Source organism: Arthrobacter sp. THG-b23, from assembly GCF_059091265.1.
Genome location: NZ_JBNHGM010000002.1, coordinates 353922 through 373836, shown reverse-complemented (window position 1 = coordinate 373836; position 19915 = coordinate 353922). Strand labels below are relative to the sequence as shown.

The following is a 19915-nucleotide window of genomic DNA, read 5'->3' as shown; positions in this document are numbered from 1 at the left end:
CGCGCGGCAAGGATGAGTGCCTACAGGCATGGGGGACGGGAAGCGGTAAAGCAATGACGACGCTCTATGGGGATAGCGCGGTCGTGCCGGGGCCGGACAGCAGCGCGAACCTGCCGTCCGGCCTTTCGCGCCGTGTTTTTGGGGTACTTGTTGGAGTCGGCGTCGCCGGCGTGGCGGGGGGCGCAGGCCTGCTCTCGGCCAGCCACCTGCGGGCCGGCAACCTGGGTTCGGGAGGCGTGGAGACGTCCTTCGGGAGCGTGCGGCTGGTGTCCGCGGAGCGCCAGCATCGGTTGGCGTACGACGGCGGTGTCCCCGCCACGGGTGCGGAGTCCCCCGCTGCGGCGGGGCCGGCAGCGGCTGGCGCCACAGCAGGTCGGGACACTGCCCCGGCTGGATCCGGACACGCCGGCCACGGTGCCATCGTGGCGGCGGCCCCGCAGCCGGCAAACATGACGTGGGGCGACCACCTGCTGGTGGAGCTGGAGGTGCAGAACGCCTCGGAGGACGAGGTGCTGTTCGCCCCTGGACAGCTGCGGCTGAGGGTCGGCGACGGCGGCCCGACGGTGACCAACCGGGACTCGGGGGACGCCGTGGCGCTGGCGCCCCTCAGCGCCGAGCGCTTCTGGATCAGCTTCCTGGTGCCGGCGGACGCGCAGCGCTTCTCCGCGGAGTTTACGGATCCGTGGCTGCACGCGGCGCCGTTGCAGCTTGACCTGCCGCGGGTGGCGCTTAGGCCCGGGTGGCTGAACGAGGGCGGCCATCATGACTGAGCACGTGCCGGAGCCGGACCGCGGCGCCTTGGGCCAGGACAGCGAGGGCCGGGACAGCGTGGGCCGGGACAGCGTGGGCCGGGACAGCGTGGGCCGGGACAGCGTGGGCCGGGACAGCGCGGGGAAAGTGCACGTCGAGCGCTGGGATTTCCTGAAATACGGGGCAGCAGCCGGACTCGGCGCGCTTGCCCTCGGCGGGACGGGCAATGCCGCCGCTGCGGCACCGGCCGCGAGTGCCGCCGCGGCACCGGCGCCGGCAGCCGCCGCCGCTGCGCCGCTGGCAGGGGTGCGGCGCGCGCCAACCCGGCGCTCCGCCGTCGTGCCCATCCCCGGCGTGCTCGACCTGTACATCAACGAGGGCTACCTGAAGATGGTGGACGACTCGCTGGTCTACCACCGCGGTTTCGGCGATCGGCCCACCGGCCTGCGGGACGCCTCGCCGAGCCTGGCCGTGGCGCCCAGGGTGTTCACCGCCGACGGGCGGCTGGTGGAGTCGCGGAGCTATCCGCTGGGCGCGGCGCTGCCGCCGCGCGGCACCCCGCAGCCGTACGGCCCGGACCCGGCGAACCCCGGGCAGTACTTCATCCGCCGCAACTACTGGGCCAGCTACTTCCCCGCGCGCAGCATCATCGCCGAGGTCGGTTCGACGCTGCGCTTCCGGGTGCACAATCGGCTGGCCAAGGACCATGAGTTTGTTCTGCACGACGTCGGACCAGGCCACGCGGACGCCCGGACCGGTCCGATTGCGCCGGGTGGGAGCGCACTGCTGGAACTGCCCTGCCCGCCGGCCGGATCGTACATTTACAGCGATCCGACCAACGCGCCGGTCGAGCGGACCCTCGGGCTCTTCGGCGCGCTCGTGGTGATGGATCCCGCGCACCAGTGGGACATCACGCCCGGCAGGGCCAGCTTCGAACGGCAGTGGGTGTGGATGTGCCACGCGGTGGAGTCGAACTGGGCCGCCACCGAGGCCGCCGGCGGCACCGTTGACCCGTTGAAAACCAAGGCGGTGCCGCGGTACTTCACGCTCAACGGGCGCAGCGGCTACGAGTCGCTGGCGATGACCCGGAACGAGGCGCTCAACCTGGCCAGCGACGAGGAAACCCTGGTCTCCGGGTATCCGCGGCAGCTCGATGTGCGCCAGTTCGGCGAAGGCACCACCGCCGGCACCCTCCGCGGCGGCCAACTGGTGCGGCTGATCAACCCCGGAATCGTGTACCACCAGATCCACTTCCACGGGAACCACCTGTGGACCGTGCGGCGGAACAACTACCACTGGCCGCGGCGCGAGGGGTACGTGGACCAGCAGGGCCACGTGGTGCTGCAGCAGTGGGAGGACGTGGTGGAGCTGCAACCGATGGACCGCAAGGACTGCATCATGCCGGTCAAGCGGCCGCCGGATGCCCTTGATCCGGTCTGGTATGCCCGGACCACGGACTGGGAGTACCCGATGCACTGCCACGCCGAGCCCTCGCAAACCGCCGCGGGCGGCATGTATCCGGGCGGGCTGGTGGCGCACTGGAACCTGAAGGCACCGATTCCCGGGGAGGGATGATGAGCAACCTGAGAGTCCCTTTGCGCGCCGAGAGCCAAGCCGCGAAACGGGCAGAAGAGCAGCGCAAGCGGGCCGAGGCCGAGCGAAAGCAGGACGAAGCTGCCCGTCGGCGCGAGGAGGACCGGAAGAAGCGGGAAGCCGAACAACGGAACAAGAAGACGGAGGACAACCGCAAAGGCGGCGGCACGTCCACACCCACCGCGACGCCGAAACCGAAACCGACCGCGACGCCGAAACCGACCGCGTCCCCAAGGCCCACCGCAAAGCCCAGGCCGTCGGCGACTCCCCGTCCCACGGCGACGGCGGCGCCCACGGTTGAACCGACCGCCTCGCCCACGGGCAATCCCACCGCCGCACCGACGCCAAAGCCCACGAACGAGCCCACGGAGGCGCCGACGTCGTCCCCCACCGGGGAACCGACCCAGCCCACCGGGCAGCCGACGCCGAGCCCGCGTCCCACCAGCGACGACGACCGCCCGCGCCACCGCTTCCGCAGCCAGGTGGACTTCAGCTCGGACCAGTTGGATCTGGACCGCCCGGTCACAGAGTTCCGGCAGACGCCGCATTCGTCCGTCTACCTGGAGGTTTTTAACCGGGACCTGCGGTTCGACGACGGCGCGCAGTTCGAGATGTGGAGCTTTGACTCGCGGGAATCGGGCCGCGGCTTTCCCGGCCCGTTGATCCGGCCGTTGGAGGGGCAGATTTTCCACGCCACCGTGCATCCCTCGATGGGGCCGCACACCATACACTGGCACGGGCTGGAACCCGACCCGCGCAACGACGGCGTCGGCCACACCTCCTTCGAGATCGGCGGCACGTACACGTACCAGTGGGCGCCGGAACCGGGCCGGCCCGGAGATCCCAACTACGGCGCGGCCGGCACCTACTTCTACCACTGCCACGTCAACACCGTGCTGCACGCGCAAATGGGGATGTTCGGCCCGGTGATCGTGGACCCGGTGGTGCACCCCGACTATCCGGTGACGCCGGGGGCGCGGCGCGCGTTCGTGGACGGGCCGGAGTACGACATCGACACCGAGTCCATGCTGATCCCGTATTCGGTGGATCCACGCTGGCACGAAATGCACCACGCGGCCGGGCTGTCCGGGGAAGACGTGGGGCTGAACCGGTACGAGCCCAGGCACTTCTACCTGATGGGCGGGGAGCTGATCCGCCGGCGCTCGGGCGACAACCGGGTGTGGAGCCTGTCGGCGCTGAGGGCCAACGTGGCCGGCGGTGGGAAGAAGCCGACGCTGCTGCGCATCCTGAACGCCAACTACCTGCCCAACCGCATGTACTTTACGACCGTGGACGGGGAGCCCGTGCGGATGGCCGAGCTCATCGCCCACGACGGCCGGCCGTTCCGTGACACCTCCGTCCCCGGTGCGCCGTCACCGACCTGCCGGGAGGCCGGATACCCGCTCATGACCGACGTGCTGGCCTTCGGGGCGGCCGAGCGGTACGACGTGATGCTGCACCCGCCGGAGCGGGGGGAGTACCGGCTGCGGGTCGAGTGGGAGGACTGGATCACCGGCGAGATCGTGAGCGTCCGCGAAGTGCCCATCACCGCAGCCTGACCGGCGGCCGGTGGCCAGACACCGCGGCGTCCGAGGCGGTAGACGCCAGACACAGCGGCGTGCCAGCCCGAAAACGCCAGACACCCAACACGTGCAGCACGCGGTCCGTAACCTTTTGGCTACGGGTCCGCGGCACGCTGGGGCGCACGTTTCCTTCGTGGGCCGACTTCCTTAGGCTGGGTTGGTGATCTTCAAAGCCGTGGGCGACAGCCGCCCCTACCCCGAACATGGCCACGTCAGCCCCAAGGACTGGGCCGAGGTGCCGCCGCGCCAAGTGCGCCTGGACGAGCTGATCACCACCAAGTCAACCCTCAACCTCGATGCCCTGCTGGCCGAGGACTCCACGTTCTTTGGGGACCTGTTCCCGCACGTGGTGCAGTGGCAGGGGAACCTTTATCTGGAAGACGGACTGCACCGCGCGGTCCGCACGGCGCTCCACCAGAGGGCCGTGCTGCATGCCCGGGTCCTGGTGGTCGATGACTGAACCCAGCGTTCCGCCGCCACCCCGACGCAAGCCCAAGCAGATACTGAGCTGGCAGGGCCAGCGCGTCATCACCGAAGAGGATCTGGACCGCGTCTTCGTCGACGACGGCAATGTGGAGAGGCCGCACGTCTACCACCGGCGGATCCTGCACGGGGTGGTGTTGGTGCTGCTGGTCGGCCTGGTCATCGCCGCGGTGCTCGCGGCCCTGGCCGTCGCCCGCGGGGACGTGAAGGTTCCCGGCTGGGGTCCGCCGCCGCCCCCGGAAGCGGTCACCTGCCCGACCGGCACCTACGACTACCCGGACAACGGTTCGTTCCGGCTCAACGTCTACAACGGAACGCAGCTGGAGGGGCTGGGCAGCAAGGTGGCCGCCGCGTTGTCCGACCGCGGCTACGACATCGGCTCCGTCGGCAACAAGACCTTGAGCGTCTACGGGATGAGCGCCGTCGTCGTCTCAGGCAAGGCCGGCGAAGCCAACGCCTTCAATCTGCAGCGGAACATCCCTGACTCGGAATACGTGGCCGACGACCGCACCGATGACAGCGTGGACGTGGTGGTCGGCGCCGGCTACAAGGAACTCGTGCCGGCCAACCGGGTGGACCAGACACCGGGGACGCTGAGCTGCCCGCGGCTGTCGCCCACCCCCAGCGAACCGGCGGAGCAGGAGTAGCGCTTCACGCACGACGGCGGTGCCTGGCCGGGGCGCCCGCCTCACCGCCGCGAGGGGCCGTTTAGGCGCCGACGGCGCCGGCGGCACCCTTCCGGCGGCCGTGCACGAAGTAGTAGAGCACGGTGGTCAGCACCATCACCACGGCCAGCAGGGCGTACATGCCCGGATAGTCGAGAACCGGAACCAGCGTGCCCAGGATGATGGGCCCGAGCCCGGAGCCGACGTCGAGCATCAGGAAGAAGGTGGAGGTGGCCGTGCCGATGCGTATGGACGGCGACACCTTCACCGCAATCGCCTGCGCGCCGGACATGACGGTGCCGAAGCCGATGCCGCTGAAGATCGCCGAGCCGATGATGGTCAGGAGGGTGGGGTCCGGGATCAGCAGCGCCAACCCCAGCACGAAGGAAATCAGGGTGGGGTACATGACGCTGTTGTCGCCGCGGCGGTCCTGGATCCGGCCGGCGAACAGGCGGGAGACGAGCACCGCCCCGGCGTAGACCAGGAAGAAGACGCTGGCCGCGGCGGTGGAGCCCCGCGACTCCGCGTAGGAGGTCAGGAAGATCAGGATGCCGGAGTAGGAGGCCCCGGCCAGCAGGATGATGCAGGAGATGGGCAGGGCCGCCGTCTCGAAAATATCGCTCAGGCTCATCCGGAACCGGCCGGACCGCTTCGCCGCGGGCAGCTCCGGCACCCGCAGGAACAGGGCCACCACCAGGGCAACCACGGAGGCGGCGGCGCAGAAGTAGAACATGGCGTCGTAGTTGCCCAGCCCCGCCAGCAGCACGCCCACGAACGGGCCCACCGCCGTCGAGAGCGTGGTGGACAGGCCAAAGTACCCGGTTCCCTCGCCGCGCCGGGTGTGGGGGATGAGGGTCTGGGCCGAGGCCGCCACCGCGGTGGTGCCCGCACCGAAGGCCATGCCGTGCACGATGCGGAGCACCAGCAGCCAGGCCAGCGAACCGGTGGGAATGTACAGCAGCGAGGCGGCCACGAACACCGTCATGGTCACCAGGATCATCTTCCGGCGGCCCACGACGTCCAGCAACCGGCCGGCGAAGATCCGCGCGATGACCGAACCGAGCACGAACGCGCTGGACGTGAAGCCGGCGGCGGTGTCGGAGGCCTGGAACCGGTCCACGGCGTAGAGCGCCATGGTGGTCATCAGCATGTAGAAGACCAGGGAGATGAACAGGTTGACGACGATGGCCAGAATAAAGTTCTTGGTCCAGAGCCTCGTCGGTTGCTGATCCATCCCGCTATCAGTCCTCTCTCAATCGGGCCGAAGCCTCGGCCAGCCATTGCCAGTACATGCACCTGCGCACGCGGATGGAACCGCAGTGCGCAGCCAGGGGTGCTTCGCCGCGGTCGTCCAGGGGACGCGGTCGCCACAGTTAAGGGAAGCGGACCATCGCGGGACGGCAGTGTGCCGCCAGGCGATGCAAAAGGGTCCGTGGCAGAATCCTCGGCGACGAGGTGCCAAGCCTTTTCACTCTACTGCGGGTCCCTGTTTCACGCTGGTGGGCAGCGATATGAGCTTCGACACGGGGAACTCCGGGCTTGGGCACCCGGCGCACCCTTCAGCAACGTATCGCTTCGGGAGTAGCATGTCGGCCAAGCGCCGCCAAGGGACCAGCCGCCGTGGGAGGCCCGGTCAGTCAACTCAGTCAACGGACCCCGGGGCGGTCGGGGAGCAGAGCGAGGAGCAGGCGATGGGCGAGGCAACAGCGCAGCCGTCGGCAGAACTGATGATCGACCTGATCATCTCCCTGGACGGGTACGCCTCGGCCGAGGGCTGGCCCGGCTGGTGGGGGCTGGAGGGCCCGGAGTATCTGGCGTGGCTCGAGCAGGAGGGGGAGAAGGACTACACCTTCCTCATGGGCGCGAACACCTACCGGCTGATGTTCGGCATGTCCGAGGAGGCCGCCGCCGGGGGCTCGAAATTCTCCGAGGATGAGGGCGCCAGCCTGACCGGCCTCGCCGCCGTGCCCAAGGTCGTCTTCTCCTCCACCCTGCAGGCGCCGCTGGCCTGGCCAAACTCGGAGCTGGTCACCGGGGACGCAGTCGAGGCCGTGGCGGAGATGAAACGCACCGGGACCGGGCCGCTCAGCACCCTCGGCAGCCTCAGCCTGTGCCGGTCGCTGCTGACCGCGGGCCTCGTGGACAGGTTCCGGCTGGTCGTCTTCCCGGTCATCACGGGCCGCACCGGCCGGGAGCGGATTTACGACGGCTACCCCGACGTCTCGCTCGAGATGGTGGACAGTAAGATCTTCGACGGCCGGCTCCAGCTGCTCGAGTACGTCCCCACCGTGCTCGACGGCCCGCCCGGCAACCCTCCGTCGTAGGACACAAGAAAACCGGCGGGCCGCTCCGGGAAGCGGCCCGCCGGTTCCGGTCGGTCAGGTCAGTTGCAGCCGTCCGGGCCGCACACGGCGCCGTCGTCGGTCTTCGACTGCGGCAGCACGGTCAACGGGCTGCGCTCGTTCCACGCCTGCCGGATCGCCTGCGCGAACGCCTCGGCCGGCTGCGCCCCGGAGATCCCGTACTTGCGGTCCAGCACGAAGAACGGCACCCCGTTCACGCCGAGCTCGCGCGCCTCGGCGATGTCGGCGCGGACGTCCGCGGCAAAGCGGTCGCCCGCCAGCGTTTCGCGGATCTCCGTCTCGGGAAGACCCAGTTCGACGCCGATGCTCACCAGATACTCGGCGTCGCCAATGTCTTTGCCCTGCTCGAAATGGCCGGATAGCAGAGCCTCCTTGGCTGCGTCCATCACACCGTGCTCCTTGGCCAGGTGCAGGAAGCGGTGGGCGGTGAAGCTGTTGGCCACCACCACGGAGTCGAAGTCGTAGTTCAGGCCCTCGCCGGCCGCCTGCGCGGTGACGTGGCCGAACATCTGCTTGACCTGGTCCTGGGGCATGCCCTTGATCCGGGACAAGTACTCGGTCTCGGTGCCGTCATAGTGCTCCGGCAGGGTGGGGTCGAGCTGGTAGCTGCGCCATTCGACGTCGATCTGGTCCTTGTGTTCGAAGCCCTCCAGGGCCGTCTCGAAGCGGCGCTTGCCGATGAAGCACCAGGGGCAGGCAATGTCGGACCAGATCTCAATCTTCATGGACACGTCAACAAAGAGTGCGGGCCGGCTATTCCGCGCGGTCCAGCTCGCGGCTGATCCCGGGAGCGGAAGGAAGTTGCGGCCCTTCGGCTGAGGCCGGACGGGGGATAAAGTGTGCTCACCGGCCGAGTGCCTGCTCGCCGGCCAAATACCTGCCCACCGACCCTGGATCAGGAGGGCGACATGGCATCTGACGCACCAGGCAGCACCGGCCACGTGGTGCTGCTCGGCGATTCGGTGTTCGACAACGCAGCCTATGTGGCCGGGGGCCCCGACGTCGTGACGCAGCTTCGGGGGCTGCTGCCGCGCGGGTGGCAGGCCACGCTCCTGGCTCTCGACGGCGCCGTCATCAGCGGGGTCTCCGGCCAACTCCGCTCCCTCCCGCGGGACGCCACGCACCTGGTGATCAGCGTCGGCGGGAACGACGCCCTGGGATTCGCCTACCTGCTCAACGAACCGGCCGTGTGGGCGGCCGAGGCCCTGGCCATGTTCGCCGATGCCCAGGAAAAGTTCGGCGCCGGTTATGCCGCGATGCTAGATGCGGTGGCGGCAACGGGGCTGCCGACGGCAGCCTGCACCATCTACGACACCCCGCCATCCGGCCCGGACCAGCGGATCATCAGGTCGGCTGCCGCCCTGTTCAACGACCACATCACGCGGGCCGTCTTCGCCCGGGGGCTGGCGCTGGTGGACCTGAGGCTCATCTGTCCCGAAGACGACGACTACGCGAACCCGATCGAGCCCTCCGTCCAAGGCGGCCGCAAAATCGCACACGCCATCAGCGCCTACCTGTTCCCCGAGCAGGCCGCCCCTCGTTCCCTGGTGATCGGCGCCTGAGCTACTGCTCCGCCGACGTCCGCGACGGTTCCGCGGCCACGTCCACACCGGTCTCGTCCACCAACTCCGCGCGGCACCGTCCGGCGCCCTTGATGCCGAAGCGGTAGGCCACGAACAGCAGGGCGATCCAGGCGCAGCCCACCAGCAGCGCCACCCGCGTGTCCGGCATGATGCCCAGCAGCACCACGATGAACACCATGAACGCCAGCGCCAGGTAGGACGCGACGGGCCAGAACGGCACGGGGAATTCCGACGCCTGCAGACCCTTCCGCGCAATCTCGCGCTTCATCGCGATGTGGGAGAGCAGGATCATCAGCCAGACCCACACGGTGGCGAAGGTCGCGATCGACGCAACAATCAGGAACAGGGACTCCGGCAGGAGCGCATTGAGCACGACGCCGGCCAGCAGCACCGCGGCCATCGTCGCCACCGTCATCCACGGCACCCCGTGGCGGGAGATCTTCGCGAAGGCCTTCGGCGCGTGGCCTTGCTCGGCCAACCCGTACATCATCCGCCCGGCTCCGAACGTGTCGGAGTTGATCGCTGAAATGGCCGCGGTAATCACCACGGCGTTGAGGATGTGCGCGGCCGCAGGGATGCCCAGCATGTCGAAGATCTGCACGAAGGGGCTGGTGGAACCGTCGATCCGGTCCCACGGCGAGATCATCATCAGCACAGCCAGCGTGCAGACGTAGAAGAGCAGGATCCGCACCGGCACCGTGTTGATCGCGCCCGGGATCGCCTTCTTCGGGTTCTTTGCCTCGCCGGCCGTGATGCCGATGGTCTCAATTCCGCCGAAGGCGAACATCACAATGGAGAAGGAGGCCAGCAGCCCCCAGAACCCGTTGGCGAAGAAGCCGCCGGACCCCAGCATGGTCTCCAGCCCCGGGTTAGCGCCGTCCGGCAGCCCGAAGCCGAAGATGATGATCGCGGCGCCGCCGGCAATCATGGCGATGATCGCCGCGACCTTGACCAGGGACAGCCAGAACTCGGTCTCGCCGAACACCCTGACCCTGACGAGGTTTAGGGCGGCGATGAAGAACACGACGGCGAGGATCCAGATCCAGCGCGGCACGTCGGGGAACCAGAAGCCCATGTAGATGCCGAACGCCGTCACGTCCGCGATCGCCACAATGGCCATCTCGAATGCGAAGGTCCAGCCGGTGATGAAGCCCGCGAACGGTCCCAGGTAGCGGCTGGCGTACTGGCCAAACGACCCGGAGACCGGGTGCCGCACGGCCATCTCGCCCAGCGCCCGCATGACCAGGAACACCGCGGCGCCGCCGATGGCGTAGGCCAGCAGCACGGCCGGGCCGGCGGCCTGGATCGCGGCGGCCGAGCCGTAGAACAGCCCGGTGCCAATCGCGGAGCCGAGGGCCATGAAGCGGATGTGGCGGACAGTCAGGCCACGCGCGAGCGCGGACGCGAATTGCGGCATGGGAGAAACTACCTTGCTGGAGGGAGACGGCCGGTCAGAAAATGCGGCCAATCAATTCTACGCCCCGCCCGCAACCTCCGCGGCCACTGCCGCTTCCACCCGCACCCCGGTTCGATGGTCGGCAGCGCGGTCCTTTGCAGTGGACGGGTCGGCGATGGCAGAATTATGCTGTCCTCGACCCTCAGGTCGCGGGCTTTTTCTGTCTTTGATCTTGAGAGGATCTGATGTCCACTCCCGGTGACAGTCCGGGGCATAGTCCATGCCCCCTGCTGACCCTCGAAAATACACCGAGAAACGCAGCAGGGGGGTGTTTGTAAGTGGAACTAGTGTCGATCCTCGGCGGCCTCCTTCTGGTCGCCGGCTGTGGCTTGTTCGTTGCGGCAGAATTCTCCCTGATCACGGTCAACCGCAACTCGGTCAGGGACGCCGCAGCTGCCGGCGACAAAAAGTCCGTCGGTGTCTTGAAGGCGATGAACACGCTGTCCACCCAGCTGTCCGGCGCCCAACTGGGCATCACGCTGACCAACCTGGGCATCGGCTTCCTCGCCGAACCGGCGATTGCCGTCCTCGTATTGGGCCCGCTCATGGATGCAGGGCTGGCGGAGCCGGCAGCCCGCTCCGTTTCCATCACTATCGCCTTGGTCTTGGCAACGGTCTTGACCATGGTCTTCGGCGAGTTAATTCCGAAGAACCTGGCGATCGCCAAACCACTGGCCACCGCACGCGCCGTTTCAGGCTTTCAGCGCGGATTCAGCGCCGCGACCAAACCACTGCTCGTGTTCTTTAATGGCACGGCCAACAAACTGGTCCGGGCAATGGGCATTGAGCCGCAGGAAGAACTGGCGTCCGCCCGTTCCGCCGAGGAGCTGACCGTTCTGGTGCGCCATTCGGCCCGCCAGGGCGTGCTGCCGGAGGAGACCGCCGAACTGGTCCGCCGGTCGTTCGCGTTCGGGGCCCGTCGTGGCCACGACGCCATGACTACCCGTACCCGGATAATTTCAGTCGCCCCCGATCAGAGCGTTCAGGAGATGCTCGACATCGCGGCTGCCAGCGGCCACTCACGCTTCCCCGTGATGGAGCCCGGTTCGCATCAGGTGCTGGGTATCGTGCATATCCGGCGCGGCCTGGCCGTTCCCTTTCCCGACCGCGGCCGCCGCACCGTCACCGAAATCATGGACGCCCCTACGCTCATCCCGGACACCGTTGAACTCGACGACCTGATGGACACGCTGCGGGCCGGCGGCCTCCAGATGGCGATTCTGATCGATGAGACCGGTGACGTTGCTGGTCTGATCACCCTCGAGGACCTCGTCGAGGAGCTCGTGGGTGAAGTCTTGGACGAACACGACCCCGACGACGGCAGTAGTGAACGCCTGCCCTTCGGTGTGTGGCGTCTCGACGGCGCGCTGCGCCCCGATGAGGCGACAGAGATCCTGGGTCACGCCATTCCGGACGGCACCGAGTACGACACCATCGCCGGCCTGTTCACCCTCCATCTGGGCCGTATCGCCGAGCCCGGAAACACCGTCGAGCTGGTGACGGAGCAGTCCCATGGCCACGCGGCAGCCAAAATCGAGCTGTGCGTCGAGGAGATGGACGGTGCAAGGATTTCGAAGATCCTGGCCACCGCCACGCCCCTTGGAACCGAAGAAGGGGGCCGCTAAGTGGATGCCACCGGAATCATTCTGACCATCGTCCTGCTCGCCGCGAACTTCTTCTTCGTCGGCGCCGAATTCTCCCTCATCGCCGCACGCCGAAGCATTGTCGAACCCCGGGCAGAGCAAGGCGGACGGGCCGCCAAAATGACCCTGTGGGCCATCGAGAACGTCTCGCTCATGATGGCCGGCGCGCAGCTGGGCATCACCGTCTGCTCCCTGGCGCTGGGCTACGTCACCAAACCCATGGTGGTTTACGCCCTTGAGGGACCTTTCAGCGCCTGGGGAGTCCCGGCCGCCTTGATCGACCCGATCGCCTACGCCATTGCCTTGAGCGTCGTGACGTTCCTGCACGTGGTCCTCGCCGAGATGGTCCCGAAGAACATCGCCTTGGCCGGACCCGAGCGGATGGCCTTCGTCCTGGGTCCGGTGCTGGTCGTCGTCGTACGCATCCTGCAACCGCTGCTGTGGTGCATGAATGCCATCGGCAACGGGATTCTGCGCCTGTTCAAGGTGGAACCCAAGAACGAGGTCGCCAGCACCTTCACCCGGGACGAGGTGGCAGGCCTGGTCGAGGAGTCACGCGAAGGCGGGCTGCTCGACAAGCAGGATGAACGGCTCCTGCTCGGCGCCCTGACTTTCGAAGAACGCTCGGTCGAGAGCATCGTGATCCCGCTCAGCAAGGTCACCACCCTGCCGTCCGGATGCACCCCGGAGCAGATCGAACAGGTTGCCGCCAACGGCTTCTCCCGCTTCCCGGTTCAGTCCGCCACCGGGGAACTGGACGGATACGTCCATGTCAAGGACCTGCTCAAACTCGACGCCACGGCCAGGAACCGGCCGTTGCCGGCCAGCCTGGTGCGCGTCCTGCCGCAGGTGAACCTGAACGCCGCGCTGCGGTCCTCGTTGCACCGCATGCAGCGCGAAGGGGCACACCTGGCGCTCGCCATCGACGGCTCCGGCCGCCCTTACGGCATCGTGACGCTCGAAGACATGCTGGAAGAGCTCGTCGGACAGATCCGCGACGACAGCCGAAGCGCCCGCGCCTGAAACGGCAGGGCAGCCGGGGACCTGAAGCTGCATAGGGGAGAGGCTGCTCCAGTCCGCGGTGGGCTCGCCGAGTCGGGCGTTGAGCCGGACTCGGCGAGCCGTGCTCCGACGTCCGCGAGAGAATCTACGCCAAACCCTTGACCCTATGTCCAAAGCAGGACTAACCTGCAACCAAATGGTTGTAGATCAAGTCAGTGACCTCGAGTTGGACCGCCTCTTCCAGGCGCTCGCCGACGCCACCCGCCGCGACATCGTCGCCCGGGTGCTCACCGGCGAGTTCTCGGTGTCGGGTCTGGCGGCGGGGTACAGGATGAGTTTCGCCGCGGTACAGAAACACGTCGCGGTCTTGGAACGGGCTTCCCTGGTGGTTAAGGAGAAGCGCGGAAGGGAGCAGATGGTGCGGCCTCATCCTGAAGGAGTGCGGAGAGCGCGTCGCCTGCTCGACGAATACGAGATGCTCTGGCGCCAACGCGTTGACCGGATCCAGGACATTCTCGCCAAGGGATAGGAAGGACACCGTCATGCCGATTACCGACACCAAGCAGGACGTCGAGGGCCTGCAGTTCACCATCGTGGCCGAGTTCGACGCACCCGTCGAGCGCGTCTGGCAGCTCTGGGCAGATCCCCGCCAGTTGGAACGCTGGTGGGGACCGCCGGAGTGGCCCGCAACCTTCGACAAGCACGAGTTCACCCCCGGCGGTAGGGCCAGCTACTACATGACCGGTCCGGACGGCGAGACGGCCGGCGGCTGGTGGAAAATCACCGCGATCGAGGCCCCGCACCGGCTGGCCTTCGAGGACGGTTTTGCCGACGACGACGGCGAGCCGGTGGCGGACATGGGCACCACCTACGCCACGGTGACGCTGGAATCCATCGACGGCCGCACCCGGATGACCACCGAGTCCAGGTTCGAGTCGGCCGAGCAGCTGGAGAAGATGCTGGAGATGGGGATGGTCGAAGGCATGCAGGGGGCCATGGGCCAGATCGACGCCATCCTTGCCGAACCCGCGCCCGCCTGAGCCCGTACATTCCACGAACGGAAGGAGCACCCGTGTCACTCGTGCCAGCCAACCAGCCCGCCATCCTGGCGTTGCCGACGGCGGACCGCCGAACATCGTTCGATTTCTACCGGGCTCTCGGCCTGGCTGCCGTCGGTGAACCCGCCGACGACGGCATCCCCGAGCCCCTGCAGTTCGAGGTGAACGCCGGCCTGCGGCTGATGTTTGTTCCGCACGGAGGCTTCGGCTGGGTCACCGCCAACCGGCCCATGGCCACCGGCGACCAGACGGAATGCCTGCTGGGCCTGCCTGTCTCCTCGCCAGAGGAGGTGGACTCGACAATCGACGCGGCACGCCAGGCCGGGGCGAAAGTCGTCATGGAACCTGGCAGGCAGCCGTGGGGTTACTCGGCCGTCTTCGCCGACCCCGACGACCACCTCTGGCAGGTCACCGCCTCCTAGTCCGACAAGAGGCAACGCCGGGTGTGGCTCCTGCTCCGGGAGCCGCACCCGGCCCTCCGTTCTGCGCGCCGACGGTGGCTCCATCCGGGCGACGCCCCGGCGTCGTAGGCTACGAACATGGCCATCATCTACGACGCAGTGCTGAAACCCACCAAGCTCGAGCTTCTGGCCGCGTGGTTGCCGGGGCAGCCGTGGTTCCGGGAACTCGGGGCAGACGCCGCCGAGCTGGAACACCTTGGCGCCTTCCGCTTCGACGATCCGGTCGGGGAAGTCGGCATGGAAACCCACCTGGTCCGGGCCGGCGACGGTCCGGTGCTGCACGTCCCGTTGACCTACCGCGGCGCGCCCCTGCCCGGCGCCGAACAGTTCCTCGCCGGGACCATGGAACATTCGGTGCTCGGCGACCGCTGGATCTACGACGCCTGCGCCGACCCGGTCTATGCCGCCGCGCTGGCCACGGTCATCATCCAGGGTGGTTCGGGTGCGGAGGTGTTCCGCGACGTGGACGGGAAGCTCGAGCCGGCAACCGGCGCCCTCCCGGTGCGCGGCAGCGGCGCTCCCAGCGGCATCGTCCCCACCACGACGACGGCGGTGCCCACTACCGAGGGCAGCGTCACCACCATCGACGCAAGCCCGCTGACGCTGACCCTCTACCGCACACCGGAAGTCGGCGAACGGCCGGGCACCGCCCTGACCCTGACTTGTTCGCTGGCTGAGCAGCCGCTGATTCTCGCCTCGGCCTGGTGAACCGGCCGGACTGGAAAATGCCTGCACCGGAGTGGACCCGCAATACGTTGTGCTCGATTTGACCCACGGGAGGCGCGCCGGATAGGTTTTCGTGGCGTAGCTCACCAAACAGCCCTTACGGGCGAGGGGAGCGTGCAATCGGCCTGACGGGATGGCGATGGAGCCATTGCCCGGCCGTCCAAACGGAAACTTCCGCAGATGCGCAGTCCCACCCTAAGGAACACATGAGCACCGCGAGCACCACCAACGAACCGCACCTCCAGCGGTCCTTGTCCAACCGTCACATCCAGTTGATCGCCATCGGCGGCGCGATCGGCACCGGGCTTTTCATGGGCTCGGGCAAGACGATTTCCGTCGCCGGCCCCTCGGTCATCTTCGTGTACATGATCATCGGCTTCATGCTCTTCTTCGTCATGCGGGCGATGGGCGAGCTGCTGCTGAGCAACACCGAGTACAAGAACTTCGGCGACTTCGCCGGCGACATCCTGGGGCCGTGGGCGGCGTTCTTCACCGGCTGGACGTATTGGTTCTGCTGGGTGGTCACCGGCATCGCCGACGTCGTCGCGATCGCCCACTACGTGGCGTTCTGGTGGCCGGACCTGCCGCTGTGGATCCCGGCGCTCGCCTGCATCCTGCTGCTGCTCGCGCTGAACCTGCCCACCGTGCGGGCCTTCGGCGAAACCGAATTCTGGTTCGCGCTGATCAAGATCGTAGCCATCATGGCCCTGATCGTCGTCGGGCTGGTCATGATCATCACCGGCTTCGAGCACGACGGCGCCCGCGCTTCCTTCGGGAACCTGTGGGAGCACGGCGGAATGTTCCCCACCGGCTTCATGGGCTTCGTGGCCGGCTTCCAGATCGCCGTGTTCGCGTTCGTCGGGATCGAACTGGTCGGCACCACCGCCGCCGAGACCAAAGACCCGGAAAAGAACCTGCCGCGCGCGGTGAACTCCATCCCGATCCGCATCCTGATCTTCTACGTGGGCGCCCTCATCATCCTCATGGCGGTCCAGCCGTGGACCAATTTCAACGCCGACGAATCGCCGTTCGTGGGCATGTTCGCCCTCGCCGGCCTCGTCGGCGCGGCCGGCGTCGTGAACTTCGTGGTGCTCACCTCGGCGACGTCGTCGGCGAACTCGGGGATCTACTCGACGTCGCGCATGATTTACGGTCTCTCGCTGGAGGGCGATGCCCCGAAGCGCTTCGGCAAGCTCTCCGGGCGCGGCGTGCCGCGCAGCGCGCTGCTGTTTTCCTGCATGTTCCTGCTCGCCGGCGTGGTCCTGCTTTACGCGGAGGGCAGCGTTTCCGAGGCGTTCACCATGGTCACCACGGTCTCGGCGCTCTGCTTCATGTTCGTCTGGACCATCATCCTGGTGAGCTACATCGTCTACCGCCGCCGCCGGCCGCAGCTGCACGAGGCCAGCAAGTTCAAGATGCCGGGCGGCACGTTCATGCCCTACGTGGTCATGGCCTTCTTCGCCTTCATCCTGTGGGCGCTGACCACCCAGCCGGACACGTTGGCCGCCCTGCTGTTCACCCCGGTCTGGTTCGTCGCGCTCGGCATCGGCTACCTGTGGCTGCGCCGCAACCCGGAGCACACCGCCATCCGCGCCGCCCACGACGCCAAGGTCGCCGAGGAAAAGGCGGCACTTGCCGGCCGCAAGGACGCCCTGACCGGCCAGCGCTAGCGAAGCCGGCAGCCAGCTGCACAAAAACGTCCGCTTCCCGGGTCTCCGGGGAGCGGACGTTTCTGTTTCGCGTCCCCCCGGCAGCCAGCCCCTGTCCTCAGTGCCCGCCATGCCGCAATCCGGCATCGGCGGCCACCTGCACGCGCGGCTACGATGGCGCCATGGAAGATTCGATCACGCTGCGTTTCCTTGCGGCGCCCACCGACGTCGCGGCCGACGGGACTACGGTGCAGGCCGGGAGGGTCCTGGAGTGGATCGACAAGGCCGGGTACGCGTGCGCCGTCGGGTACTCGGGCGGCTACTGCGTCACCGCGTACGTCGGCAATGTGCACTTCACCCGGCCGATCCATAACGGCGACCTGATCGAGGTCAGCGCCCGCATCGCGCACACCGGACGTTCCAGCATGCAGGTGGTCGTGACCGTCGACGCCGCGGACGTGCGCTCGCGGCAGTTCCGGCCGGCCATGGACTGTATCTTGGTGTTCGTCGCCATGGACGGGCATCGGCGGCCTCGGGAAGTTCCGCCGTGGGCGCCGACCGACGACGCGTCGGAGCGGCTGGCGCGCGGTGTGGCGGGTCGGCTGGAGGCCCGGCGCGAGATTCGGGAGGTGATGAGCGCCCAGGCTTACACGGATGCGGGCACCACGCCCTCCGAACGCTTCCGTTTCCTCGCCGCCCCCACGGACGTGAATTGGGGCGGCCACGCCCACGGCGGGATCGTGATGCGCTGGATCGACGAGGTAGCCAGGGCATGCGCCATGGGCTGGTGCGGCGCCGACGCCGTGGCGGTCTACTCCGGCGGCATTCACTTCCTGAACCCGGTCCACATCGGGGACCTGGTGGAACTCTCCGCACGGATGATCCACACCGGACCACACTCCATGCACATCGCCGTCCACGTTCGGGCACGGGACCCGCGCGGTGCCGACTGGCGGGACACCACTCAGTGCATGACCGTCTTCGTCACCCGGGACGACGCGGGCCACGCCGCCAAGGTTCCGCAGCTCGTGCTGCGTTCAGACGAAGACCGGCGGCTGGCAGCCCACGCGCAGGACCTGGTCCGGCGGCGGGCCGCGCTGCCCCCGCTGAGCTTTGCCGTCGAGCGCACTTATCACTCGCCTGCCGGGAACTAGGGGAGTGCCCGGGACGACCCCCGGCCTGGGCAACCGCCTCAGACGCCGGGGGCTGCGCCCACGTCCGCCCAGGCCACCTTGCGTTATTTCTTCTTGAGGGTCAGTTCGATGATTTCAAGGATGTACGGTGCGATGACGTTGCGGGAGATGCGAAGGTCGACGACGAGGGTGCCGCGGGCTCCTTCAGCCACCCACTGCTGCACGGCATCGAGATCATCCATGGTGTTGACGACCAGGCCGGTGGCACCAAGACCCTCCCCGATCTTGGCGAAGTCGACCTGCTCAATTTCCATAATCCTTTCGTCCAACCCTTGGGACCCGTATTGGTGGATCTCGGCCCCGTAGCAGGCGTCGTTGAAGACGAGGACCACAGCGCTGGCAGCCGTGCGGACGAGGGAATCCAGGTCTGGAAGGCCCATCAGCCCGCCGCCGTCCCCGACGGCCACGATGGTGGTGGCATCGGGCCGGGCGAGCGCGGCACCAGGTGCGGAGGGCAGCCCGAGGCCGATGGATTGGTATTGAGTGCCGACCATAGTGAGGCTGTCCGGTGCAGGCAGGTCGAAGTAGTAGCTCGACCAGCCGATGAAGTGTCCGCCGTCGGAGACGACCTGCCGGTTGGCGGGCAAGATGTCGTTCAGGCGGACCATCGCCGTCCGCGGGTCGAGCAGGCCGTCGGGAGCCTGTCCCGTGCCGGCATCGCGGCTGAAGTTCAAGCGAGAATCCCGGGCATGATCGGCGGTACCTTCCCACGGACTTGCCGGCGCCTTAACCGAGCCGAGCTGTTCAAGCAGCGCGGCAGCGGTTTCCATGGAATCGCCCTGAAGATACAAATCGACGCAGGCATTGGTTCTTTCGGGGAGGACATCGATTTGTACGATGGTGGCCTCGGGGGCAAACTGCGTGCCGAAGGCAGTGGTGAACTGGTTGAGCCCGATCCCGGCGGCGAGGATGACGTCTGCCTGCCTGATGAGTTTGGAGGTGTCCTCAGAGGCGAAGCCGCCGCAAACACCGAGGTCGAATTCCCGGTCCGCGAAGGTGCCCCTGGCCGGGGCAGAGGTGGCGGTGAGCGCACCCAAGCGGTCGGCCAGATCGCAGAGGGGCACCGCGGCGTCGCGCGCACCCCGGCCGGCCAGGATCAAAGGGCGTTTGGCGCCGGCCAGTAGTTCGGCGGCCTGCTCGAGAACCCGCTGGTCCAGTCCATTTAAGTGGTCAACCGGCGGTTGCGGGGAAGGGGGCGGCTCGTTGGCTGCGGGGGCCGTGGCGGTGTCATAAGGGATAAAGAGGACCACGGGTAGGCGTTCGGCCTCTGCTAGGCGGAAGGCTTCGCACGTTGTGGCTGCCGGAGTGGCGGTGTCAACGGTCAGGGTGTGTGCGCCGACGCCGCGCGCGAGAGCGACCTGGTCGACGTCCCAGGGGCGGGGCCCGGTGGTGGGTTCCCCTCCGACGACGAAGACCAGCGGGGTGCGGGAGCAGGCTGCTTCGGCCAGAGGCGTCAGCGCGTTGGTGTAACCGGGACCGTACGTGGTTGTGGCCACCGCCGTGCGGCGACTGACGCGCTGATAGGCATCGGCCGACGCAACGGTAGCGGCCTCATGGCGCAAGCCGGTCAAGCGGACACGGCCGTCCCGCGCCAGGGCGTCGGTAAAGTAAGCGTTGCCGTTGCCCATGAGAGCAAAGACTTCGGTGGCATGATCGGCCACGGCGGTTGCGACGGCTTCGGAAACAGTAGTCATGTGACAATTCCTC

19 protein-coding genes are annotated in these 19915 nt (G+C 67.7%); 15 read left to right on the top strand and 4 right to left on the bottom strand.

The window, feature by feature from the left end:
- Positions 1 to 53: 53 nt before the first annotated feature.
- From AC5RVD_RS05415 to AC5RVD_RS05395, 5 genes are all read left to right on the top strand, one after another.
- Entirely contained in the window at positions 54 to 770 is a 717-nt protein-coding gene (locus AC5RVD_RS05415; RefSeq protein WP_494126286.1) for a DUF4352 domain-containing protein, read from the top strand.
- Positions 763 to 2325 (top strand): cupredoxin domain-containing protein, encoded by a 1563-nt coding sequence (locus AC5RVD_RS05410; protein ID WP_494126285.1) that lies wholly within the window; start codon positions 763 to 765, stop codon positions 2323 to 2325. Before AC5RVD_RS05415 ends, AC5RVD_RS05410 begins: the two co-directional genes overlap by 8 nt.
- Positions 2325 to 3902, top strand: coding sequence for a multicopper oxidase domain-containing protein (locus tag AC5RVD_RS05405; RefSeq protein ID WP_494126284.1), 1578 nt, complete (start codon positions 2325 to 2327; stop codon positions 3900 to 3902). Before AC5RVD_RS05410 ends, AC5RVD_RS05405 begins: the two co-directional genes overlap by 1 nt.
- A gap of 184 nt (positions 3903 to 4086) precedes the next feature.
- Positions 4087 to 4386: a type II toxin-antitoxin system VapB family antitoxin gene (locus AC5RVD_RS05400; protein WP_493977152.1), complete on the top strand. Its 300-nt coding sequence runs from the start codon at positions 4087 to 4089 to the stop codon at positions 4384 to 4386.
- Positions 4379 to 5056, top strand: coding sequence for a LytR C-terminal domain-containing protein (locus AC5RVD_RS05395; protein WP_494126283.1), 678 nt, complete (start codon positions 4379 to 4381; stop codon positions 5054 to 5056). Before AC5RVD_RS05400 ends, AC5RVD_RS05395 begins: the two co-directional genes overlap by 8 nt.
- 61 nt (positions 5057 to 5117) lie before the next feature.
- On the opposite strand, the gene AC5RVD_RS05390 is transcribed toward AC5RVD_RS05395, so the two are convergent.
- Positions 5118 to 6308, bottom strand: a complete 1191-nt coding sequence (locus AC5RVD_RS05390; RefSeq protein ID WP_494126282.1) for an MFS transporter — start codon at positions 6306 to 6308, stop codon at positions 5118 to 5120.
- Between the two features lie 457 nt (positions 6309 to 6765).
- On the opposite strand from AC5RVD_RS05390, the gene AC5RVD_RS05385 reads away from it, so the two are divergent.
- Positions 6766 to 7398, top strand: a complete 633-nt coding sequence (locus AC5RVD_RS05385; RefSeq protein WP_494126281.1) for a dihydrofolate reductase family protein — start codon at positions 6766 to 6768, stop codon at positions 7396 to 7398.
- Positions 7399 to 7457: 59 nt separating this feature from the next.
- Here AC5RVD_RS05385 and AC5RVD_RS05380 read toward each other — a convergent pair whose 3' ends face one another.
- The gene (locus AC5RVD_RS05380) at positions 7458 to 8162 is read right to left on the bottom strand and encodes a DsbA family oxidoreductase (protein WP_494126462.1); all 705 of its coding nucleotides are present in this window, start codon (positions 8160 to 8162) and stop codon (positions 7458 to 7460) included.
- A gap of 183 nt (positions 8163 to 8345) precedes the next feature.
- Here AC5RVD_RS05380 and AC5RVD_RS05375 point away from each other — a divergent pair, with 183 nt between their 5' ends.
- A complete protein-coding gene (locus AC5RVD_RS05375; RefSeq protein ID WP_494126280.1) occupies positions 8346 to 8999 on the top strand; it encodes a GDSL-type esterase/lipase family protein in 654 nt (217 codons plus the stop codon).
- Between the two features lies 1 nt (position 9000).
- Here AC5RVD_RS05375 and AC5RVD_RS05370 read toward each other — a convergent pair whose 3' ends face one another.
- Entirely contained in the window at positions 9001 to 10437 is a 1437-nt protein-coding gene (locus AC5RVD_RS05370) for an amino acid permease (RefSeq protein ID WP_494126279.1), read from the bottom strand.
- Positions 10438 to 10754: 317 nt separating this feature from the next.
- Here AC5RVD_RS05370 and AC5RVD_RS05365 point away from each other — a divergent pair, with 317 nt between their 5' ends.
- The 8 genes from AC5RVD_RS05365 (at position 10755) to AC5RVD_RS05330 (ending at position 18169) form a co-directional block, all read left to right on the top strand.
- Complete coding sequence (locus AC5RVD_RS05365) at positions 10755 to 12101, top strand: hemolysin family protein (protein WP_494126278.1); 1347 nt, start codon at positions 10755 to 10757, stop codon at positions 12099 to 12101.
- A complete protein-coding gene (locus AC5RVD_RS05360) occupies positions 12102 to 13142 on the top strand; it encodes a hemolysin family protein (RefSeq protein ID WP_494126277.1) in 1041 nt (346 codons plus the stop codon).
- A 175-nt stretch (positions 13143 to 13317) separates the two neighbouring features.
- Positions 13318 to 13650: an ArsR/SmtB family transcription factor gene (locus tag AC5RVD_RS05355; protein ID WP_493988624.1), complete on the top strand. Its 333-nt coding sequence runs from the start codon at positions 13318 to 13320 to the stop codon at positions 13648 to 13650.
- Positions 13651 to 13663: 13 nt separating this feature from the next.
- Positions 13664 to 14161, top strand: a complete 498-nt coding sequence (locus tag AC5RVD_RS05350; protein ID WP_494126276.1) for an SRPBCC family protein — start codon at positions 13664 to 13666, stop codon at positions 14159 to 14161.
- A gap of 32 nt (positions 14162 to 14193) precedes the next feature.
- On the top strand, positions 14194 to 14601 hold the full coding sequence (locus AC5RVD_RS05345) for a VOC family protein (RefSeq protein WP_494126275.1): 408 nt from the start codon (positions 14194 to 14196) through the stop codon (positions 14599 to 14601).
- Between the two features lie 117 nt (positions 14602 to 14718).
- The gene (locus tag AC5RVD_RS05340; protein ID WP_494126274.1) at positions 14719 to 15348 is read left to right on the top strand and encodes a CG0192-related protein; all 630 of its coding nucleotides are present in this window, start codon (positions 14719 to 14721) and stop codon (positions 15346 to 15348) included.
- A 224-nt stretch (positions 15349 to 15572) separates the two neighbouring features.
- The gene (gene cycA, locus AC5RVD_RS05335; RefSeq protein WP_494126273.1) at positions 15573 to 17036 is read left to right on the top strand and encodes a D-serine/D-alanine/glycine transporter; all 1464 of its coding nucleotides are present in this window, start codon (positions 15573 to 15575) and stop codon (positions 17034 to 17036) included.
- Between the two features lie 161 nt (positions 17037 to 17197).
- Positions 17198 to 18169 (top strand): acyl-CoA thioesterase, encoded by a 972-nt coding sequence (locus tag AC5RVD_RS05330; RefSeq protein ID WP_494126272.1) that lies wholly within the window; start codon positions 17198 to 17200, stop codon positions 18167 to 18169.
- Between the two features lie 83 nt (positions 18170 to 18252).
- On the opposite strand, the gene AC5RVD_RS05325 is transcribed toward AC5RVD_RS05330, so the two are convergent.
- Positions 18253 to 19902 (bottom strand): thiamine pyrophosphate-binding protein, encoded by a 1650-nt coding sequence (locus AC5RVD_RS05325; protein ID WP_494126271.1) that lies wholly within the window; start codon positions 19900 to 19902, stop codon positions 18253 to 18255.
- Positions 19903 to 19915: the final 13 nt, after the last annotated feature.